At 71.1% G+C, this 19,570-nt stretch carries 15 protein-coding genes; 1 reads left to right on the top strand and 14 read right to left on the bottom strand.

What is annotated here, in order from left to right; translation table 11 throughout:
* Nucleotides 1-26 precede the first annotated feature (26 nt).
* Genes glsA through AFL01nite_RS02615 form a run of 10 tightly spaced genes read right to left on the bottom strand, consistent with a single transcriptional unit; the run spans nt 27 to nt 13,555 of the window.
* Complete coding sequence (gene glsA, locus AFL01nite_RS02660) at nt 27-1,163, bottom strand: glutaminase A (RefSeq protein ID WP_146825540.1); 1,137 nt, start codon at nt 1,161-1,163, stop codon at nt 27-29.
* On the bottom strand, nt 1,163-2,485 hold the full coding sequence (der, locus tag AFL01nite_RS02655; protein WP_246119553.1) for a ribosome biogenesis GTPase Der: 1,323 nt from the start codon (nt 2,483-2,485) through the stop codon (nt 1,163-1,165). Before der ends, glsA begins: the two co-directional genes overlap by 1 nt.
* Nucleotides 2,486-2,545: 60 nt before the next feature.
* Nucleotides 2,546-4,444, bottom strand: coding sequence for an ABC transporter ATP-binding protein (locus AFL01nite_RS02650; protein ID WP_146825536.1), 1,899 nt, complete (start codon nt 4,442-4,444; stop codon nt 2,546-2,548).
* Entirely contained in the window at nt 4,441-6,174 is a 1,734-nt protein-coding gene (locus AFL01nite_RS02645; RefSeq protein WP_146825535.1) for an ABC transporter ATP-binding protein, read from the bottom strand. The genes AFL01nite_RS02650 and AFL01nite_RS02645 overlap by 4 nt, the downstream gene beginning before the upstream one ends.
* A 4-nt stretch (nt 6,175-6,178) precedes the next feature.
* Entirely contained in the window at nt 6,179-7,513 is a 1,335-nt protein-coding gene (locus AFL01nite_RS02640; RefSeq protein WP_246119552.1) for a GntP family permease, read from the bottom strand.
* Entirely contained in the window at nt 7,510-8,019 is a 510-nt protein-coding gene (locus AFL01nite_RS02635) for a gluconokinase (RefSeq protein ID WP_146825533.1), read from the bottom strand. Before AFL01nite_RS02635 ends, AFL01nite_RS02640 begins: the two co-directional genes overlap by 4 nt.
* A gap of 37 nt (nt 8,020-8,056) precedes the next feature.
* Entirely contained in the window at nt 8,057-9,646 is a 1,590-nt protein-coding gene (ffh, locus tag AFL01nite_RS02630; RefSeq protein ID WP_146825531.1) for a signal recognition particle protein, read from the bottom strand.
* A 26-nt stretch (nt 9,647-9,672) separates the two neighbouring features.
* A complete protein-coding gene (locus AFL01nite_RS02625) occupies nt 9,673-11,913 on the bottom strand; it encodes a [protein-PII] uridylyltransferase (RefSeq protein WP_186813784.1) in 2,241 nt (746 codons plus the stop codon).
* 14 nt (nt 11,914-11,927) lie between these two features.
* Nucleotides 11,928-12,266 (bottom strand): P-II family nitrogen regulator, encoded by a 339-nt coding sequence (locus tag AFL01nite_RS02620; RefSeq protein WP_146825526.1) that lies wholly within the window; start codon nt 12,264-12,266, stop codon nt 11,928-11,930.
* Nucleotides 12,267-12,283: 17 nt separating this feature from the next.
* Nucleotides 12,284-13,555 carry an ammonium transporter gene (locus AFL01nite_RS02615; protein ID WP_146825525.1) on the bottom strand — a complete coding sequence of 424 codons (1,272 nt, stop codon included), beginning with the start codon at nt 13,553-13,555 and terminating at the stop codon, nt 12,284-12,286.
* 159 nt (nt 13,556-13,714) lie between these two features.
* On the opposite strand from AFL01nite_RS02615, the gene AFL01nite_RS02610 reads away from it, so the two are divergent.
* On the top strand, nt 13,715-14,227 hold the full coding sequence (locus AFL01nite_RS02610) for a hypothetical protein (RefSeq protein ID WP_146825524.1): 513 nt from the start codon (nt 13,715-13,717) through the stop codon (nt 14,225-14,227).
* Between the two features lie 4 nt (nt 14,228-14,231).
* Here the strand turns inward: AFL01nite_RS02610 and ftsY are convergent, their stop codons facing one another.
* The 4 genes from ftsY to cydB are packed head-to-tail and all read right to left on the bottom strand — an operon-like array spanning nt 14,232 to nt 19,568.
* Nucleotides 14,232-15,386 (bottom strand): signal recognition particle-docking protein FtsY, encoded by a 1,155-nt coding sequence (ftsY, locus tag AFL01nite_RS02605; protein ID WP_186813783.1) that lies wholly within the window; start codon nt 15,384-15,386, stop codon nt 14,232-14,234.
* The gene (gene cydC / locus AFL01nite_RS02600) at nt 15,383-16,984 is read right to left on the bottom strand and encodes a thiol reductant ABC exporter subunit CydC (protein WP_146825523.1); all 1,602 of its coding nucleotides are present in this window, start codon (nt 16,982-16,984) and stop codon (nt 15,383-15,385) included. The genes ftsY and cydC overlap by 4 nt, the downstream gene beginning before the upstream one ends.
* A complete protein-coding gene (cydD, locus tag AFL01nite_RS02595; protein ID WP_186813782.1) occupies nt 16,981-18,576 on the bottom strand; it encodes a thiol reductant ABC exporter subunit CydD in 1,596 nt (531 codons plus the stop codon). Before cydD ends, cydC begins: the two co-directional genes overlap by 4 nt.
* Nucleotides 18,573-19,568, bottom strand: coding sequence for a cytochrome d ubiquinol oxidase subunit II (gene cydB, locus AFL01nite_RS02590; protein ID WP_146825521.1), 996 nt, complete (start codon nt 19,566-19,568; stop codon nt 18,573-18,575). The genes cydD and cydB overlap by 4 nt, the downstream gene beginning before the upstream one ends.
* Nucleotides 19,569-19,570 lie beyond the last annotated feature (2 nt).

Genomic DNA, 19,570 nt, shown 5'->3' with positions numbered 1-19,570 from the left:
ACCGCTACACATCTCGGGTGCGCCGGCTACTGACCGAGGCGGTCGTCGCCGTCGTTGTCCCGGATCTCGACCGACGCCCCGTCCTGCTCGAGTCGATCGCGGGCCTCGGCCACCATGCGACGACCCACGTCCGACACCTCGGTGACGCGGGTGATGTCGAAGACCACCCGCTCGGTCTCGGGCGGGTGTGCGATCAGGCGCGCCAGCAGCGACTCGGCGCTGGAGAACATCAGGTCGCCGCTGAGGACGTAGACCGTCTCGTCGCCGTCCTCCAGCACGTCGGCCAGGGCCGAGCGCGACGGGCGCCCGGGGTTCATCAGGTGCATGCCCATCTCCGCCGACATCCGCCGCATCATCTCGACTCCCATGATGCTGGTGCCGTGGTCGTCCAGCCCGGGCGAGAACACCGCGATGCCGACCTGCCCCGGCAGCACGCCGATGATGCCGCCCGAGACGCCGCTCTTGGCGGGGATGCCCACCGACGCGAGCCAGTCCCCCGCATCGTCGTACATCCCGCACGTCGCCATCACGCTCAGCACCTGGATGGCCGTGCGCTCGGCCATGAGCCGCTCGCCCGAGTCGGGGTGCACTCCCCCGTTCGCGAGTACCGACGCCATCGTCGCCAGGTCGCGCACGTCCACCGACAGCGCGCACTGCCGCAGGTAATGGTCGACCGCCTCCACCGGGTCGTCGATGATCCCGTAGTGGGCCAGCAGGTGGGCCAGGGCGAGGTTGCGGTGCGCCTCCTTGCTCTCGGAGGCGTACACCTCGTCGTCCATCTCCAGCTCGCGCCCGGCCAGCTGCGACGCGAACTCGGCGAACGTGTCGAAGGAGCCGATCAGCCCCGCGGTCGCGATCGCGCCGGCGTTGATCATCGGGTTGTGCGGACGGCCCGTCTGCGAGTCCAGCGAGATCTCGTTGAACGCCTCCCCCGAGGGCTCGACGTCGATCTTCTCGTGCACGGCGTCCCAGCCCAGCCGCTCGATGGCCAGCGCGTAGGCGAACGCCTTCGACATCGACTGGATCGCGAAGCGGTGCTCCACGTCGCCCGCACCGTGGTGCGCGTCGTCGACCGTGGTCAGCGCGATGGCCGCCGGTTCGGAGTCGTCCTTCGCGCAAGCGCTCAGGACCTCGTCGAGGTACTCCGGGACCGGCGACCGCATCAGCGGCGCTCGCGCTTCTTCCGCGGGCGCTGCGTCAGGTGGATCGGGCTGCCGACGAAGCCGAACTCCTCGCGCAGGCGGCGCTCGATGAAGCGCAGGTAGCCCGCCTCGAGCTTGCCCGAGGTGAAGAGCACGAAGGTCGGCGGCGCGGTCGAGGCCTGCGTGCCGAAGAGGATCTTCGGCTGCTTGCCGCCGCGCACCGGGTGCGGGTGCTCGGCCACGAGCCGGCCGAGGAACGCGTTGAGCGCACCGGTCGAGACACGGGTCTCCCAGCCCTCGAGCGCCAGGTCCAGCGCCTTCACCAAGCGGTCGATGTGCCAGCCGGTCCGGGCGGCCACGTTGATCCGCGGCGCCCACGGGATCTGCACGAGGTCGCGCTCGATCTCGCGCTCGAGGTAGAAACGGCGCTCGTCGTCGACGAGGTCCCACTTGTTGAAGGCCAGCACGACGGCGCGGCCGGTCTCCTCGATGGAGTTGATGATGCGGAGGTCCTGCTCGCTGATCGACTCGCTGGAGTCGATGACCATCACGCAGACCTCGGCACGCTCGATCGCGGCCGACGTGCGCAGGCTGGCGTAGTACTCGTGGCCGGTGGCGGTCTTCACGCGCTTGCGGATGCCGGCGGTGTCGATGAACGTCCACACGCGGCCACCGAGCTCGACCAGCTCGTCGACCGGGTCGACGGTGGTGCCCGAGACGTTGTCGACGACGACGCGGTCCTCGCCGGCGAACTTGTTCAGCAGGCTGGACTTGCCGACGTTGGGCTTGCCGACGATCGCGACGCGGCGCGGGCCGCGAGGCGCGTCGAAGTCCTCCTCGGGCGCCTCGGGCAGGGCCTCGAGGATCGCGTCGAGCATGTCGCCGCTGCCACGGCCGTGCAGGGCCGAGACGGCGTACGGCTCACCGAGGCCGAGGTTCCACAGCGACGCGGCCTCCAGCTCGCCCTTCTGGTCGTCGACCTTGTTGGCGGCCAGCACGACGGGCTTGCCCGAGGCGCGCAGCAGCTTGACGACCTTGTCGTCGATGTCGGTGGCGCCGACGGTGGCGTCCACGACGAAGAGGATCGCGTCGGCGACGGCGATGGCGACCTCGGCCTGGGCGGCGATGCGCTCGGCCATGCCCTTGGCGTCAGGGTCCCAACCGCCGGTGTCGACGACCGTGAACGAGCGGCCGTTCCAGATCGCGTCGTAGGGGACGCGGTCGCGCGTCACGCCCGGAACATCCTCCACGACGGCTTCGCGGCGCCCGATGATGCGGTTGACGAGAGTCGACTTGCCGACATTGGGACGGCCGATGACGGCGAGGACGGGCTGCGTGGACACCCCCACAGCCTATCGGGCCTCCACGAAGGTCCACGCCACTCGCCGCGTGACCCGCATCGCCTAGCGGTTCGTGGAGGCGAACTGGGCCGAGTACAGCCGGTGGTACGCACCCCGCGCCGCGATGAGCTGGTCATGGCTCCCCTGCTCGACGATCCGGCCGCTCTCCATGACCACGATGAGGTCCGCGTCGCGGATCGTGGAGAGCCGGTGCGCCACCACGAAGCTGGTGCGACCGGAGCGAAGATCGTTCATCGCCGTCTGCACCAGCGCCTCGGTGCGGGTGTCCACCGAGCTGGTCGCCTCGTCGAGCACGAGGATGGCGGGGTCGGCCAGGAAGGCGCGCGCGATCGTCAGCAGCTGGCGCTGACCGGCGCTCACTCCCCCGCCGTCGTCGGTGATCACGGTGTCGTAGCCGTCGGGCAGCGTGCGCACGAAGTGGTCGACCGAGGCGGCCTTCGCGGCGGCCAGGATCTGCTCCTCGGTCGGGTCGTTCGCGCCGTAGGCGATGTTCTCGCGGATCGTCCCGGAGAAGAGCCATGTGTCCTGCAGGACCACGCCGAAGTCGTCGCGCAGCTCGCCGCGGCTCATGTCGGCGATGTCGACGCCGTCGAGGGTGATGCGGCCGGCGTCGACCTCGTAGAACCGCAGCACGAGGTTCGTCAGCGTGGTCTTGCCGGCACCGGTCGGGCCCACGATCGCGATCGTCTGGCCCGGCTCGGCCACGAGCGACAGGTCCTCGATGAGCGGCTCGTCGGTGTACGAGAAGTCGACGTGGTCGAACACGACGCGTCCGCGCAGCGGGTCGGGAGCCGGGGCGTCCGCCCGGTCGGGCCGCTCGCGCTCCTCGTCGAGGAACGCGAAGACGCGCTCGGCCGACGCCATGCCCGACTGCAGCAGGTTGATCATCGCGGCCACCTGCGTCAGCGGCTGCGTGAACTGGCGCGAGTACTGGATGAACGCCTGCACCGATCCGAGCGACAGGGACCCGTTGGCCACCCGGATCCCGCCGACGACCGCCACCAGCACGTAGTTGAGGTTCGAGACGCACATCATCAGCGGCTGGATGACGCCGGAGATGAACTGCGCCCGGAACGAGGCACCGAAGAGGGCGTCGTTGGTGGTGGCGAACTCGTCCTCGGCGGCCTGCTGGCGACCGAAGACCTTGACGACCTCGTGGCCGGTGAACGACTCCTCGATGAGCGCGTTGAGGCGTCCGGTCTGCGTCCACTGCGCCACGAACTGCGGCTGCGACCGCTTCATCACGCCGCCGGTGATGATGATGGCCACCGGGATCGTCACGAGCGCGATGATCGTCAGCAGCGGCGAGATCCAGAACATCATCGCGAGCGTGCCGACCACCATGAGGATGCTGGTGATCATCTGGCTCAGCGTCTGCTGCAGCGACTGCGCCAGGTTGTCGAGGTCGTTCGTCGTGCGCGACATGATCTCGCCGCGCTCCTGGCGGTCCAGGTGCGCCAGCGGCAGGTGGTTGAGCTGCTCCTCCACGTCATTGCGCAGGTCGGCGACCATGCGCTGCACCACGGTGGTGGCCAGCACGCCCTGCAGCCACATGAACAGCGACGACACGACGTAGATCGCCGTGACGATCAGCAGGATCGTGCCGAGCTCGCCCATGTCGATGCCCTCGCCGGGCCGCAGGTCGAGTGCGCCCACCAGCTCGGCCAGCTGGTCCTGGCCGTCGGCGCGCAGCGACGCGACGGCCTCGGCCTTCGTCATCCCCTCGGGGAACCGGCTGGAGATGAACCCGTCGAAGATCACGTCGGTGGCGTGGCCCAGGATCCGCGGGCCGATCACCGACAGCGTCACGCCGATCAGGCCGAACAGCGCGAGGGCGAGCACCATCGTGCGGTCCAGCAGGAGCCGGCGGAACACGCGACCGAACGTCGCCTTGAAGTGGTTGGCCTTCGCCGGCTTCTGCGGCGCGCCGTGCCAGCTCATCGGGCCTCCTCCGGCGACAGCTGCGAGAGCACGATCTCGCGGTAGACCTCGCAGTCCTCCATGAGCTCCTCGTGAGTGCCCGTGCCGACGGCGCGGCCCTCGTCGAGCACCACGATCCGGTCGGCGTGGCGGATCGTGCTGATCCGCTGGGCGACGATCATCACGGCGGCATCCGCGGTGACCGGCTTGAGGGCCGCCCGCAGCGCCGCGTCGGTGGCGTAGTCCAGGGCCGAGAACGAGTCGTCGAACAGGTAGATCCGGGGGCGCTTCACGATGGCGCGGGCGATCGCGAGGCGCTGCCGCTGGCCACCGGAGAAGTTCGAGCCGCCCTGCGAGACCGCCGACGCGAGGCCGTCCGGCATCGCCTGCACGAAGTCGTCGGCCTGCGCGATCCTCAGCGCGTCCCACAGCTCGTCGTCGCTCGCGTCCGGACGACCGAAGCGCAGGTTGTCGGCGATCGTGCCGGAGAACAGCAGCGCCTTCTGCGGCACGAGGCCCACCGCCCGCCACACGTCCGCGGGTCGCACGTCGCGGACGTCGAACCCGTCGATCAGCACCCGGCCCTCGGTGACGTCGAACAGCCGCGCGACGAGGCCGAGCACGGTGGTCTTGCCGCTGCCGGTCGAGCCGACGATCGCGGTGGTCTCCCCCGGCCTGGCGATGAACGAGACGTCGTGGACGACCGAGCTCTCCGCGCCCGGGTACGCGAACGCGGCACCCTCGACGTCGACCCGGCCCCCGGCGAGATCGACGCTCGGCGTCTCGGGGTCGAGGTCGATCGCGGGCTCGGTGCCCAGCACCTCGGTGATCCGCTCGGCCGAGACCTCCGACCGAGGCCACAGCATGAACATGAAGGTGGCCATCATGACGGCCATGAGCGTCTGGATCAGGTACTGCTGGAACGCCGTCAGCTGGCCGATCTGCAGCTCGCCGTCACCGATCCGCGAGGCACCCCACCACAGCACCAGGACGACCGAGAGGTTCATGATCCCCATCAGCAGCGGGAAGAAGGTGCTCATCAGGCGACCCGCGCCGACGGCGACCTGTCGGTTGAGCTCGTTCGCCTCGGCGAACCGAGCCGCCTCCTGCTCCTCTCGGACGAACGCGCGGACGACGCGCACGCCGGTGATCTGCTCGCGCATGATCTGGTTCAGGGTGTCGATGCGCGTCTGCATGAGCCGGAAGAGCGGTCGCATCCGCCGGATGATCAGGCCGAGTGAGATCGCCAGCACCGGCAGCACGATGAGGAAGACGCCCGACAGCGGCACGTCCTCGCGCAGCGCCATGATGAGGCCGCCGATGCCGGTGATCGGGGCGGCGACCATCATCGTCAGGCCCATGAACAGCAGAAGCTGCACCTGCTGGACGTCGTTGGTGTTGCGCGTGATCAGGGTGGGCGGGCCGAACGAGGCCATCTCGCGGCTGCCGAACGACTGCACCTTGCCGAAGACCGCCGCACGCAGGTCGCGCCCGACCGCCATCGCCACCCGCGAGCCGATGTAGACGGCCACGACGTTGCACACGACCTGCAGCACGGTGACGCCGAGCATGAGCCCGCCGACCTGCCAGATGTGCCCGACGTCGCCCTGGGCGACGCCCTCGTCGATGATGTCGGCGTTCAGGCCGGGCAGGTACAGGGTGGCGAGCGTCTGGACCAGTTGGAAGAGGCAGACGACCAGCACGGGGACCCGGTAGGGACGCAGGTGGTGGCGCAGGAGCGCGATCAGCACCTGATCACACTACGAGGCCCAGCAAGAGCACGAAGGCCAGTCCGGACACTGACAGCACCGTCTCCATCAGCGACCACGTCTTGATCGTCTGGCCCACGGTCATGCCGAAGTACTCCTTGACCAGCCAGAAGCCGGCGTCGTTGACGTGGCTGAAGAAGACCGAGCCCGCGCCGATCGCCAGCACGAGCAGCGACACCTCGGCGCTGGGCAGACCCTCGGCGAGCGGCACCATGATGCCCGCGGCGGTGACCGTGGCCACCGTGGCCGAGCCCGTGGCCAGCCGGATGAGCACCGCCACGAGCCACGCGACGACCAGCACCGAGAGGTTGGAATCCTCCACCCACTCGGCCACGACGTCGGCGATGCCGGTGTCGACCAGGGTCTGCTTGAAGCCGCCGCCTGCGGCGACGATGAAGACGATGCCGGCGATGGGCCCGAGCGAGGCGCCGATGCTGTCGGTGATCTTCTCCCACGACATCCCGCCGGCGCTGCCGAACGTGAACAGGGCCACGAGCACCGAGATCAGCAGCGCGATCAGCGGCGTGCCGATGAAGTCCAGCGTGGACCGCAGGGCGCCCTCCGCCTCGAGGATGTCCGCGACCGTCTTGGCGAGCATGAGCACCACCGGCAACAGCACGGTGGCCAGGGTGAGCGGGAACGAGGGACGCTCGGCGCTGCGCTCGGTCTCGTCGGCGGTGAAGAGGTCCGGGGCCGGGACGTCGACCCATGCCGTGGCGAACCGCGCGAACAGCGGGCCCGCCACGATGATGGTCGGGATCGCCACGAGGACGCCGAGCCCGAGCGTGAGGCCCAGGTCCGCCTCCAGCTGCCCGACGGCCGCCAGCGGCCCGGGGTGCGGCGGCACGAAGCCGTGCATCGCCGAGAGTCCCGCCAGCGCCGGGATGCCCAGCGCCACGAGCGACTTCCCCGAGCGCCGCGCGACCAGGAAGATCACCGGCATCAGCAGCACGAGGCCGATCTCGAAGAACATCGGCAGGCCGATGATCGCGCCGATCGCGGCCATCGCCCACGGCAGCATCCGGTCGGAGGACTTCCCGATGATCGTGTCGACGATCTGGTCGGCGCCCCCGGAGTCGGCCAGCAGCTTGCCGAACATCGCACCGAGGGCGATCAGCATGCCGACGCCCGCGACGGTCGAGCCGACGCCGGCGCTGAAGCTCTCGACGGTGTCCGCCATCGGCTGGCCGGCCACCGCTCCGACGGTGAGCGAGCCCAGGGTCAGGCTCAGGAAGGGATGCAGCTTCGCGACGGTGATGAGTGCGACGATCACCGCGATGCCGACGAGGGCGGCCAGCAGCAGCTGGGTGGATTCGCTCACGAGTTGTCCTCCTGGCTCCGCAGCCAGACCAGGAAGGACGCGGCGATCCGGTCCGGTGTCTCGGTGACGTCGAAGACGACGCCCTGCTCGTCCGCCTCGAGCGGCTCGAGGGTGGCCTCCTGCGAATCCAGCAGCGAGACCGGCATGAAGTGGTCGCGGCCGCTCATCCTGGACAGGATCAGCTCGTGGTCGCCGACGAGGTGCAGGAAGACGACGCGAGGCGCGTGCTTGGTGAGGACGTCGCGGTAGACGCGGCGCAGCGCCGAGCAGCTGATCACCCCGCCGGCCTCGTCGTGCTCGGCGAGCCACTGGCCGATCAGCTCGAGCCAGGGCCAGCGGTCCTCGTCGGTGAGCGCCTGCCCCGACGACATCTTCTCGATGTTGGCCTGCGGGTGGTAGTCGTCTCCGTCGGCGTACGGGACCTCGGCCCGGTCGGCGACGGCGTGACCGACCGCCGACTTCCCGACACCCGAGATCCCCATGACCACGACCAGGGCTGGGCTCATGCGCAGCACGTTACGCCCGGAGGCGGTCCGTGGCGCGTCAGAGCAGGTCGCGCAGCTCCTTCGGGAGCTCGAAGTCCTCGCCGGCGGCGTTCTGGTCGAAGCCGAAGGCGCCGGCACCGGCGGGCTTGGCGGGCTCGGCCTGCGCCGCGGCCGCGCGCTTGGCCGGGTTGCCCGACACGCGCTTGCCCTTCTTCTTGTTGTTCTGCTTGGGCTGCTTGGCCCCGGCGCGCTTGCCGGCACCCATGCCGGGCATTCCGGGCATGCCACCCATCCCCGGCATGCCGGGCATGCCGCCGCCCTTGGCCATCCGCTGCATCATCTTGGCGGCCTCGAAGAACCGCGTGACGAGCTGGTTGACGTCGCTGACCTGCGTGCCCGAGCCACGGGCGATGCGCGCGCGCCGCGACCCGTCGATGATCTTCGGGTTGTCGCGCTCGGCGGGCGTCATCGAGCGGATGATCGCCTTGATCTTGTCGATGTCCTTCTCGTCGAAGTTCGCCAGCTGGTCCTTGAACTGACCCATGCCCGGCAGCATCCCGAGCATCTTGGTCATCGACCCCATCTTCGACAGGGCCTCCATCTGCTGGAGGAAGTCGCCGAGGGTGAACGAGCCGCCGGCGACCTTCTCGGCCGCCTGGGCGGCCTGGTCGGCGTCGAAGACCTTCTCGGCCTGCTCGATGAGCGTCATGACGTCGCCCATGTCGAGGATGCGCGAGGCCATGCGGTCGGGGTGGAAGACGTCGAACTCGTCGAGCTTCTCGCCCGTCGACGCGAACATGATCGGGCGCCCGGTGACCGAGCGCACCGACAGCGCGGCACCGCCGCGGGCGTCGCCGTCGAGCTTGGACAGGACGACGCCGGTGAAGTCGACGCCCTCGAGGAACGCCTCGGCGGTGCCGACGGCGTCCTGGCCGATCATCGCGTCGATGACGAACAGCACCTCGTCGGGCTGCGTGGCCTCGCGGATGTCGGCGGCCTGCTTCATCAGCTCGGCGTCGATCGCGAGGCGGCCGGCGGTGTCGATGACGACGACGTCGTGCAGCGTGCGCTTGGCCTCGGCGATGGCGTCGCGTGCGACACGGACGGGGTCGCCGATGCTCTGGGTGCCGGACGACTGCTGGACGGCGCCGACGTTGCCCGCCTCCGGGGCGAAGACGGTGACGCCGGCCTGGTCGCCCACGACCTTCAGTTGGGTGACGGCGTTGGGGCGCTGGAGGTCGGCCGCGACGAGCATCGGCGAGTGGCCCTGCTCCTTGAGCCAGCGACCGAGCTTGCCCGCGAGGGTCGTCTTGCCCGCGCCCTGCAGGCCGGCCAGCATGATGACGGTCGGCGGGTTCTTCGCGAACCGGATGCGGCGCGTCTCGCCACCGAGGATGCGCACCAGCTCGTCGTTGACGATCTTGATGACCTGCTGCGCCGGGTTGAGCGCCTGGCTCACCTCGGCGCCGCGGGCGCGCTCCTTGACGTTGGAGATGAACTCGCGCACGACCGGTACGGCGACATCGGCGTCGAGCAGCGCGACGCGGATCTCGCGGGCGACCGCGTCGATGTCGGCGTCGGACAGCTTGCCCTTGCCGCGGAGTCCCTTGAATGCCGACTGGAGCCGGTCCTGCAGCGAATCGAACATAGGTCCCCAGAGTAGCCGAGCGCCCGTCAGGTCAGGGCGTCGCTCACCGCCTGGCGCAACACCCGCGCCGCCTCCTCGTCGAGCGCACGGTCGCAGTCATCCGTGACGTAGAAGACGTCACGCGCCTCGTCGCCGTACGTCGACAGGTGCGACGAGCGGATCTGGTGCCCCAGCCCCGTGATGGTGTGGCACACGGTCCAGACGAGTCCGCGGCGATCGAGGGCGCGCACCTCGAGCAGCGTGGCGGTCTGGCGCAGGGCGTCGAGCACCGTGACGCGGGGCACCAGGTAGTCCGGTCCGAGCGAGTAGGCCAGGCGCGCGGCGAGGTCGACGTGACCGTCGAGGATCGGCCGGATCCGCTCGGCCAGCGCCACGGCGTCCACGTCGGGCCGGGTCACCTCCCACAGCGAGGCGGCGGTCTCGCCCACCGCGACCGTGCGGCACGACCGGATGTTGAGGCCCGCCACGGTGAACGCCCCGGCGAGGTCGGCCAGCAGGCCCTTGCGATCCCGGGACACGACGCGGACCAGCGACCCGTCGTGATGCGGCTCGGCAGCGAGCCGGATCTCGCGCGGACCGAGGTCGGCGGCGTCGGGCAGCGGGAGGTGGGCGGGCCAGCCCGCGTACTGCTCGGGCTCCTCGTCCACCAGGCCGCGCAGGTGCAGGCGGGTCTTGGCGACGAGCCCTTCGACCAGGCCGCGGCGCCAGCTGCTCCACGCCGAGGCGCTGGTCGCTGTCGCGTCGCAGGCCGTCAGGGCGGCCAGCAGGTCGAGGAAGGACTCGGTGCCGACGATCTCGGCGACGTTCGCGGCGGTGACGGGATCCTCGATGTCGCGGCGCGTCGCGACGGTGGGCAGCAGCAGGTGCCACCGCACGAGCCGACCGATCACGTCGGCGTCGGTCTCGTCGAAGCCCCAGCGCCGGGCGATGTCGCGGGCCAGCGGGCCGCCGACCTCACTGTGGTCGCCGGGTCGGCCCTTGCCGATGTCGTGCAGGAGAGCGGCGGCGGCCAGCAGGTCCGGGCGCGTGACGTCGCGGTTCAGCTCGTCGGCGTTCAGGCAGGTCTCGACGCTGTGCCGGTCGATGGTGAAGCGATGGATCGGGGAGGACGACCCCCTCAGCCGGATCGCCGACCACTCCGGCAGGAAGCGATCGACCAGCCCGGCGAAGTCCAGCTGGAGCCACACCGGCACGAGTCGCTCCCCCGTGATCAGCAGGTCGACGAGGGCGCGGTGCGCCGACAGGCCCAGCGGGGCCTCGACGGACGGCGTCTCCCGCGCGAGGCGGGCCAGCGACGCCTCGTTGATCGGCAGCGGCCGGTGGGCTGCGGTCGAGGCCAGCCGGAACAGCAGCTCGATGTCGCCGGGCTCCGCGTCGGCGGTCAGGACGACCTCGCCGTCCAGGACGCCGACGCCCGGCGAGACCTGCTCGATGACGGGTCCCCGGCGGTTGACCCGCCGGTGCGGGTCGCGCTCGAGCACGTCGATCCGGCGCCAGGCTCGCGCGACGAGGTGGTCGATGCGCCGGCCCACGTCGCGGACCTCGACGTCCAGGTCGGCCGGGCTCGTGTCGAGCCGATCGGCCACCTCGGGCAGCAGGTCCGGCAGGAGCTTGTCGGTGCGTCGTCCGGCGGCCGCGTGCAGGGCGTCGCGGACGGCGAGCAGCTCGTCGCCGAGTTCGGCGACCTCCGCGGCCGGGACGTCGACCAGCCACGTGGCCGCGATCGCCCGCAGCAGCACGATGTCGCGCAGTCCCCCGCCGGCGTTCTTGAGGTCGGGCACGGCCTCGTAGGCCAGTTGTCCCGAACGCCGCAGCCGGGCGTCGCGATCGGCCCGCACGGCACGCAGGTGAGCCTTCGCGTCGCGGCGCCAGGCGGCCAGGATGGTCGCGCGGAGCGCGAGCACGACTCCCCCGTCGCCGGCGACGCAGCGGGCGTCGAGCGCGCCGAGCGCCACCCGGAAGTCGTCGGCGGCCAGCCGCGTCATCTCGGAGACCGATCGCACCGACTGGTCGATCGGCACCTGGCGGTCCCAGAGGCAGGCCCAGAGCCGGGAGGCGACGCCGTCCATCGCCTGCGGGTCGACGTGGTCCGCGTGCAGGAGCACCACGTCGACGTCGCTGTGCGGTGAGAGCTCGCCCCGGCCGTACCCGCCGACGGCGACCAGCGCGACGCCGCTGCCGTACTGCGTGGTGGCGGCCTCGAAGGCCTCACGCACCACGTCGTCGGTGGATCCGGCCCGCGCGACGCGGGCGCGGGCCAGATCCACCTGGAGGTCGTGCTTCAGAGCGCCGCTTCGTCCGTCTCGCCGGTGCGGACCCGCACGACGGAGTCGACGGGCATGACCCACACCTTGCCGTCGCCGATCTTGCCGGTCTGGGCGGCCGAGGTGATCGTGGCGACGACCCCCTCGACGTCGGCGTCGTCGACGACGACCTCGAGCCGGATCTTCGGCACCAGCGAGACGTCGTACTCGGCGCCCCGGTAGACCTCGGTGTGGCCCTTCTGCTGGCCGTAGCCGCTGGCCTCGGTGACGGTCATGCCGGCCACGCCGGAGGCGGCGAGCGCTTCGCGGACTTCTTCCCACTTGTGCGGCTTGATCACCGCGGTCACGAGCTTCATGTGGTCATTCTCCGTTCTCAGAAGCTGGATCCGGTGGACCCGGCGATGTCGTAGGCGGATTCGCCGTGCTGCGCGAAGTCGATGCCGGTGGTGACCTCGTCCTCGTCCTCCACGCGCCAGCCGATCGTGTGCTTGATGGCGAGCGCGATGATCGTGGTGAGCGCGCCCACCCACAGCAGCGCGAAGCCGGCCGCCGCGAGCTGGATGAGCAGCTGGTCGAATCCGCCGCCGTAGAGCAGGCCGGACGTGTCGGCAGCGGCCGGGTTGGGCGCGTCGGGAGCGGCGAGGAAGCCGATCAGGATCGTGCCCAGCAGGCCGGCGACCAGGTGGACGCCCACCACGTCGAAGGAGTCGTCGAGGCCGAACCGGAACTTCAGCCCCACGGCCCAGGCGCACACGCCGCCGGAGATCGCGCCCAGGACGATGGCACCCATCGGGCTGACCGATCCGGCCGCCGGGGTGATCGCGACGAGACCGGCGACGATGCCCGACGCCGCGCCGAGCGACGTGGCCTTGCCATGCAGGATCTTCTCCACCACGAGCCAGCCGAGCAGGGCGGCCATGGTGGCGAGTGTCGTGGTCATGAAGGTGAAGCCGGTCTCGCTCATGAACTGCGCGGTGTCCTTCGGGCCACCGTCGCCCTCGGCGAACACGATCGAGCCGACGTTGAAGCCGTACCAGCCGAACCACAGCAGGCCGGCGCCCAGCATCGTGAGGGTCAGGTTGTGGGGCCGCATCTGCTCACGCGGCCAGCCGATCCGCTTGCCGACGACCAGGGCGAGGATGCCGCCGGCCAGGCCGGCGTTGATGTGCACGACGGTGCCGCCGGCGTAGTCGAACGCGCCCCAGCCGTAGATGAGGCCGTCGGCGTTCCACACCATGTGCGCCAGCGGGAAGTAGACGATCGTCACGAAGAACGGGATGAACAGCAGCCACGCCGAGAACTTGACCCGGTCGGCGATCGCGCCCGAGATCAGCGCCACGGTGATCGCGGCGAAGGTCAGCTGGAACGCGACGGAGATGTAGGACTCCCACGGCACGTCCTTGAGGCCGAAGGTCGTGAACGGGTTGCCGAACAGTCCGGCGACGTCGTCGCCGCCGAACGAGGTCGACCACCCCCACATGACGTAGATGATGCCCACGACGGCCATGGCCGAGTAGGACATCATCATCATGTTGAGCACCGACTTCGAGCGGCTCATGCCGCCGTAGAACAGCGCGAGTGCGGGCACGGTCATCAGGAGCACCATGGCCGTGGCCATGAGCATCCAGGCGTAGTAACCATCCATGGCCGCCACTGTGTCGGGCGCGGATTTCGCGGGATCGCGCTTTGGTGTTTCGTGCAGGTGTCCTGGACGCGCCCCGTGTTAAGTCTGCGTTTCGTCCTCGACCCGGGCGGTCGTCGCTCAGTACGTTTCGCGGACCAAACTCACCTACCGGGGGATCCCATGAAGTCGTTCACGTACATCCGCCTCGCCCTCGTGGCGTTGCTCAGCATGGTGGCCCTGCTGGCCGCACCGACGACCGCCTCGGCGGAGCCCCGGCCCTCCGGGTGCAAGATCTGCACGAAGTACTTCCTGGTCGACTGGACCAAGAAGACCGACGTCGTCGACTGGGACCACCGTCTCGGTGTGTGCAGTGCGGGCAGCGACGGCGTGAAGTGCAGCATCACGAGCGGCCGGACCGCGACACGCACGATCGCGACCAGTTTCGGCCTCTCGAACGACTGGGTGGCCGGCGAGCTGAACATCAGCTCCTCGAGTTCGCAGTCGGTGTCCGTCGGATGCAACACGGTGACGCTGAAGAAGGGCCAGAAGCTCGAGGCCTACCCGCTGGGCTCGCGGCACAAGTACCGGATCAAGAAGATCTCGTGGTGGCCGTCCAGGTCGGAGACGACGCTGAGCGGCTGGAAGTACACCTACAACCCCTACAAGACCGGCATCCACTGCCGGATCGTCTGAGGTCCTAGTCGAGGAGGGCGTCGACGAACTCCTCCGCGTCGAACGGAGCGAGGTCGTCGGGGCCCTCCCCCAGGCCGACGTACTTGACCGGGACGCCCAGCTCGCGCTGGACGGCGATCACGATGCCGCCCTTGGCGGTGCCGTCGAGCTTGGTCAGGACGATGCCGGTGACGTCGACGACCTCGCCGAACACGCGGGCCTGCGTGAGGCCGTTCTGTCCCGTGGTGGCGTCGATGACGAGCAGCACCTCGGTGACCGGCGCCTGCTTCTCGACGACGCGCTTGACCTTGCCGAGCTCGTCCATCAGGCCCGACTTCGTGTGCAGGCGGCCGGCGGTGTCGATGAGGACGACGTCGACCGCGTCGGTGATGCCCTGCTTCACGGTCTCGAAGCCGACGCTGGCGGGGTCGGCCCCCTCGTGGCTGCGCACGACCGGGACGCCGACGCGCGAGCCCCACGTCTCGAGCTGGTCGGCCGCGGCGGCGCGGAACGTGTCGGCCGCGCCGAGCAGGACGGAGCGCTCCTCGGCGACCAGCACGCGGGCGAGGCGGCCCACGGTGGTGGTCTTGCCGGTGCCGTTGACGCCGACGACCAGGACGACGCCGGGCAGGGCCTCGTCGCCGGTGGTGTGCAGCTGGCGGTCGAGCGACGGCCCGACGAGGCCGATCAGCTCCTCGCGCAGCACCTCCCGGGCACGAGCAGGATCCTTGACGCCCTCGGCGGCGAGGCGCGCCCGCAGGTTGGTGACCAGCTCGGTGGTGGGACCGACGCCGACGTCGGCCGCCAGCAGGGTGTCCTCGATCTCCTCCCACTGGTCCTCGGTGAGGTCGCCGCCGCCGAGCAGGGTCAACAGGCCCCGGCCGAGGCTGGACTGCGACCGCGACAGCCGCGAGCGCAGCCGGCCGAGCCGCCCCTTCGGGGTCTCGGGACGCTCGATGGTGGGCGTGAGGTGGTCCTCGGCGACGCCCGCCTCGAGCTCCTCGACCTCCTCGAGGTCGACGGGTGCCAGCTCGGGATGCTCGATCTCGCGCTCGGTCAGCTCGTCCATCACGTCCGGCGGCGGGAGCTCCCGCTTGCGGTTCGCGACGAGGAAGGAGATGCCGGCGCCGAGGACGACGATCGCGACGGCGATCAGGGCGACGAGGAGCTCGGTGTTCACGGGTCCACCCTAGACAGGGCCACGACCGTGTCGAACCGGGCCAGCACGCTCGGGCTGTGCGTGACGACCACGAGGCTGCGCCCGCCCGGACCGGCCAGCGCGAGCACGTCGTCCATCAGCGCCTCGGCCGTCGGGGCGTCGAGGTGCTCGGTGGGCTCGTCGAGGACGAGGACCCGGTGGTCGGCCAGCAGCAGGCGAGCCAGGCACAGGCGCTGGCGCTCGCCGCCGGACAGCCGGCCGCCGTGTTCGCCCACCGGCGTGTCGAGGCCCCGGGGCATCGCGTCGACGGCCGCGAGCAGGCCCGCGGAGGCCAACGCGTCCCGGAGGCGGTCGTCGTCGGCCTGCGGGTCGGCGATCCGCAGGTTCTCGCGCACGGAGGTGTCGAAGACGACGTCGTCCTGGCCGAGGTAGCCGATCCGCCGGCGCACGTCCGAGGCGGCGAGCTCGGTGGTCGGCGTGCCCCCGAGCAGGACGGTGCCCGTCCACGTCGGCAGCAACCGCAGCAGCGCGTACGCCAGCGTCGACTTGCCCACACCGCTCGGCCCGGTGACGGCGACGGCGTCGCCCTCGGCCACCTTGAAGGAGACCGGCGCGGTGACCGGACCGTCCCATCCGACGACGGCCGCATCGACGACCAGGTCGTACGACTCGGGCAGCGGTCGCGGGTCCGCGGGATCCGAGACGGGGTTCGGCAGGGCGGCCAAGGCGGCCAGCCGCTCCCCCGCGGCCGTCACCTCGGGCCGCAGGCGCTCGGCCTCGGACCACCCGTCCCACGGCTCGATGAGGGCGATGGGGGCCAGCAGGACGACTCCGATGAGGACGGGATCGGGACCGGACGACCAGGCCGCCAGCACGGCGACGGTCGCGCCCGCGATGGTCAACACGATCGCCGATCCGAGCCCGGCGACGCTCGCTCCGCCCGACTGGGCCGACTCCGCGTCATCGGTGGCCGTGCGAGCCTTCGCGCCGGCCTGCCCGGCGGCGCCGAAGGCCACCAGCTCGCGGGAGGCGACGGCCGACGCCGCCACCTCGGCCGACAGCCGGCCCTGGGCCTCGGCGCGGCCGCTGCGCCGGGCGCCGACGCTCGACACGACGCGGCGCAGGGCGGTGCCACAGACCAGGACGCCGGCGGCGATCACGAATCCCGAGCGCAGGTCGATCGCGGCCACGACGGCGACCACGACGAGCGTCGCGGCGAGCCCGACCCACCACGGCAACCGCAGCCGCAGCAGCCGGTCCTGCAGGCGCGCGACGTCGGCGACCACCCGGCTGACCAGGTCGCCGCGGCGCAGGTCGCCGAGCCCGCCGGGAGCGGCCCGGTCGAGGTCGACGTACGTCTCGACACGGCGCTCGACCGCGTCGGCCAGGGCGACGTCGTGGGTCGCCAGTCGCTCGACGTACCGGAGCACCGAGCGCGAGATCCCGAAGAACCGCACCGAGACGATCGCCACCATGAGGTAGAGCACCGGCGGCTGCTCGGCGGCCCGCACGATGAGCCAGGCGGACGCGAGCAGCAGACCGACGGCCGCGAGCTGTGCGGCAACGCCGGTCGCGAGGCCGAACGCCAGCCGCGCCCGGCGCGGGTACGTGCGAGTCATGCCACCACCTCGACGACACGGTCGGCCGCGGCCACCGACTCGGGGCGGTGCGTCACGACGAGCACGGTCGCGCGGGAGGCACGCAGCGCGTCCAGCACCAGCGCCTCGTGGAGCGCGTCGAGCCCGGCGGTCGGCTCGTCCAGCAGCACCAGCCACGCTCCGGTCCGGCGCACCCGCAGCAGGGCGCGCGCCACCGCCAGCCGGCGCCGCTCCCCCGCCGACAGGTCGGTCGTGCCCTCGCGGACGGCGCGGTCCAGATCGAGGTCGAGCCCGGCGTCCGCCGCGGCCGCCGCGATCTCGTCGCGCGGCGCCGCGGGCTGGCCCAGCGCGATGTTCTCGGCGATCGTGCCGGCCACCAGGTGCGGGGTCTGCGGCACCCAGGCCACCGAGTCGCGCCAGGCCGCGATGTCGAGGTCGGTGACCGAGGTGCCACCGATCGTGACGTCGCCGGCGTCCAGCCGCTCGAAGCCCAGCAGGACGTCGAGCAGCGTCGACTTGCCGCCGCCGGACGGCCCGACGACCGCGACGAACTCACCGGGCTCCACGTGCAGGTCGTCGAGGCTGAGCGAGACCGCCGTGCGGCCGCGGTGCGTCAACCGGGCTCCGCGCACGACGATGGGCGCCGGCGCAGCGGGCGGGACGACGGTTCCGGTGTGGCGGTCGTGGTCCAGCAGGTCGAGCAGCTCGGCCGTGGCCGTGGCCCCCTCGGTGCTGTCGTGGAACATCATCCCGACCCGGCGCACCGGCAGGTACGCCTCGGGCGCGAGCAGCAGGACGACCATCGCGTCGCGCAGGCCCAGGTCGCCCTCGACCACCCGCAGGCCGACGCTGACGGCCACGAGCGCGACCGAGATCGTCGAGATCAGCTCGAGCACCAGCGAGGACAGGAACGCCAGCCGCAGGGCCCGCATCGTCTCGGCCCGGTGCCGCTCGCCGACCTCGCGGATCCCCCGCTCCTGCCGGCGGCCGAACACCTTGAGCACGACGAGGCCGTCCAGGACGTCGGCGAAGTGCCGCGACAGGCGCTCCATCGCGGCCCAGCGGCGCTCGACACGGTCACGGGTGAGCAGGCCGACGAGTGCCATGAACACGCCGATCAGCGGCAGCGTCACGACGATGATGACCGCCGAGAGCAGGTCGACCCACGCGACCACGCCGATGACCGCGGCGGGCACGATCGCCGCGAGCGCGAGCTGCGGCAGGAACCGGCCCACGTACCCGTCGAACGCGTCCATGCCCGGCCCCAGCAGGGCCACGAGACGCCCGCTCTCCGGGCGCGGTCCGACGCGACGCGGGTCGAGCAGGTCGTCGACGACCTCGGCGCGCAGCTCGGCCTTGACCCTGATGGCCGCGCGCTCGCTGACGACGCCGTGCGCCCACGCGATGCCCGCACGCAGCGCGAAGGCCGCCACGATCGCCGCCGGGAACAGCAGCACCTCGGAGCCGTCGAACCGCCGTGCCACGACCTCGGCGACGCACCACGAGACGACGATGACCAGCAGCGCCGTGAGCGCGCCGAGCAGCACCGACCACACCAGGTGGGTGCGGACGGTGCCGGAGCGGCGCACCAGGCGCGGGTCGAGGGGCTTCACGCCGGGATGTGGTGCACGCCGATGCGCTTGCGGAACACCCAGTACGACCACGACTGGTACAGCAGCACGATCGGGGTGAACGCCACGGCCACCCACGTCATGATCTTGAGCGTGTACGGCGTCGAGGACGCGTTCTCGGTGGTGAGGGCGAACGCCGGGTCGAGGCTCGAGGGCATGACCTCGGGGAACAGCGCCACGAAGAGCATCGCGACGACCGAGGCGATCGCGCCCGCGGTGCCGACGAACGCCCAGCCGTCCCGGCCGGCCCGGCTCGCGGCCAGCCCGCCGAGGAACGCGACGGCGCCCAGTCCGCCGATCAGCCACACGGCCAGTTCGCCGTCACGCGCCGCGGTCCAGCCGATGAACGCCACCGCGAGGACGGCCGCGAGCCCGCCGAGGCGCTGCGCGAACGCGTGCGCGCGCTCACGGATGTCGCCCACGGTCTTCAGTCCCACGAAGATCGCGCCGTGCACGAGGAAGACCGTCGTCGTGAGCAGGCCGCCCAGCAGGGCGTAGGGGTTGAGCAGGTTGAAGAACCCGCCCACGTACTCGTGCGACTCGTTGATCGGCACGCCGCGGATGATGTTGGCGAACGCGACGCCCCACAGCAGCGCCGGCAGGAACGAGCCGACGATGATCGCCCAGTCCCAGCGGTCGCGCCAGGCCTGGTCGTCGCGCAGCCCGCGGTACTCGAAGGCGACGCCGCGGATGATCAGCGCGACGAGGATCAGCAGCAGCGGCAGGTAGAAGCCGCTGAACAGCGTGGCGTACCACTCGGGGAAGGCCGCGAAGAGCGCTCCGCCCCCGACGATGAGCCACACCTCGTTGCCGTCCCAGACCGGGCCGATCGTGTTGATGAGCACGCGACGCTCGCGCTCGTCCCTGGCGAGCAGGCCGACGAGCATGCCGACGCCGAAGTCGAACCCCTCGAGCACGAAGTACCCGACGAAGAGGAAGGCGATCAGGATGAACCAGACGGTGGTGAGTTCCATGG

It is taken from the genome of Aeromicrobium flavum (assembly GCF_007992115.1).
Lineage (GTDB): Bacteria > Actinomycetota > Actinomycetes > Propionibacteriales > Nocardioidaceae > Aeromicrobium > Aeromicrobium flavum.
The sequence above is the reverse complement of the archived record's forward strand: the minus strand, read 5'-3'. Positions and strand labels throughout refer to the sequence as shown.

What these genes read in the sequence shown, in the direction of transcription:
- glsA (WP_146825540.1), bottom strand. Translation starts at nt 1,163, where the DNA reads ATGCGGTCGCCGGTCCCGGAGTACCTCGACGAGGTCCTGAGCGCTTGC.
- AFL01nite_RS02650 (WP_146825536.1), bottom strand. Translation starts at nt 4,444, where the DNA reads ATGAGCTGGCACGGCGCGCCGCAGAAGCCGGCGAAGGCCAACCACTTC.
- AFL01nite_RS02635 (WP_146825533.1), bottom strand. Translation starts at nt 8,019, where the DNA reads ATGAGCCCAGCCCTGGTCGTGGTCATGGGGATCTCGGGTGTCGGGAAG.
- ffh (WP_146825531.1), bottom strand. Translation starts at nt 9,646, where the DNA reads ATGTTCGATTCGCTGCAGGACCGGCTCCAGTCGGCATTCAAGGGACTC.
- AFL01nite_RS02620 (WP_146825526.1), bottom strand. Translation starts at nt 12,266, where the DNA reads ATGAAGCTCGTGACCGCGGTGATCAAGCCGCACAAGTGGGAAGAAGTC.
- AFL01nite_RS02615 (WP_146825525.1), bottom strand. Translation starts at nt 13,555, where the DNA reads ATGGATGGTTACTACGCCTGGATGCTCATGGCCACGGCCATGGTGCTC.
- AFL01nite_RS02610 (WP_146825524.1), top strand. Translation starts at nt 13,715, where the DNA reads ATGAAGTCGTTCACGTACATCCGCCTCGCCCTCGTGGCGTTGCTCAGC.
- cydC (WP_146825523.1), bottom strand. Translation starts at nt 16,984, where the DNA reads ATGACTCGCACGTACCCGCGCCGGGCGCGGCTGGCGTTCGGCCTCGCG.
- cydB (WP_146825521.1), bottom strand. Translation starts at nt 19,568, where the DNA reads ATGGAACTCACCACCGTCTGGTTCATCCTGATCGCCTTCCTCTTCGTC.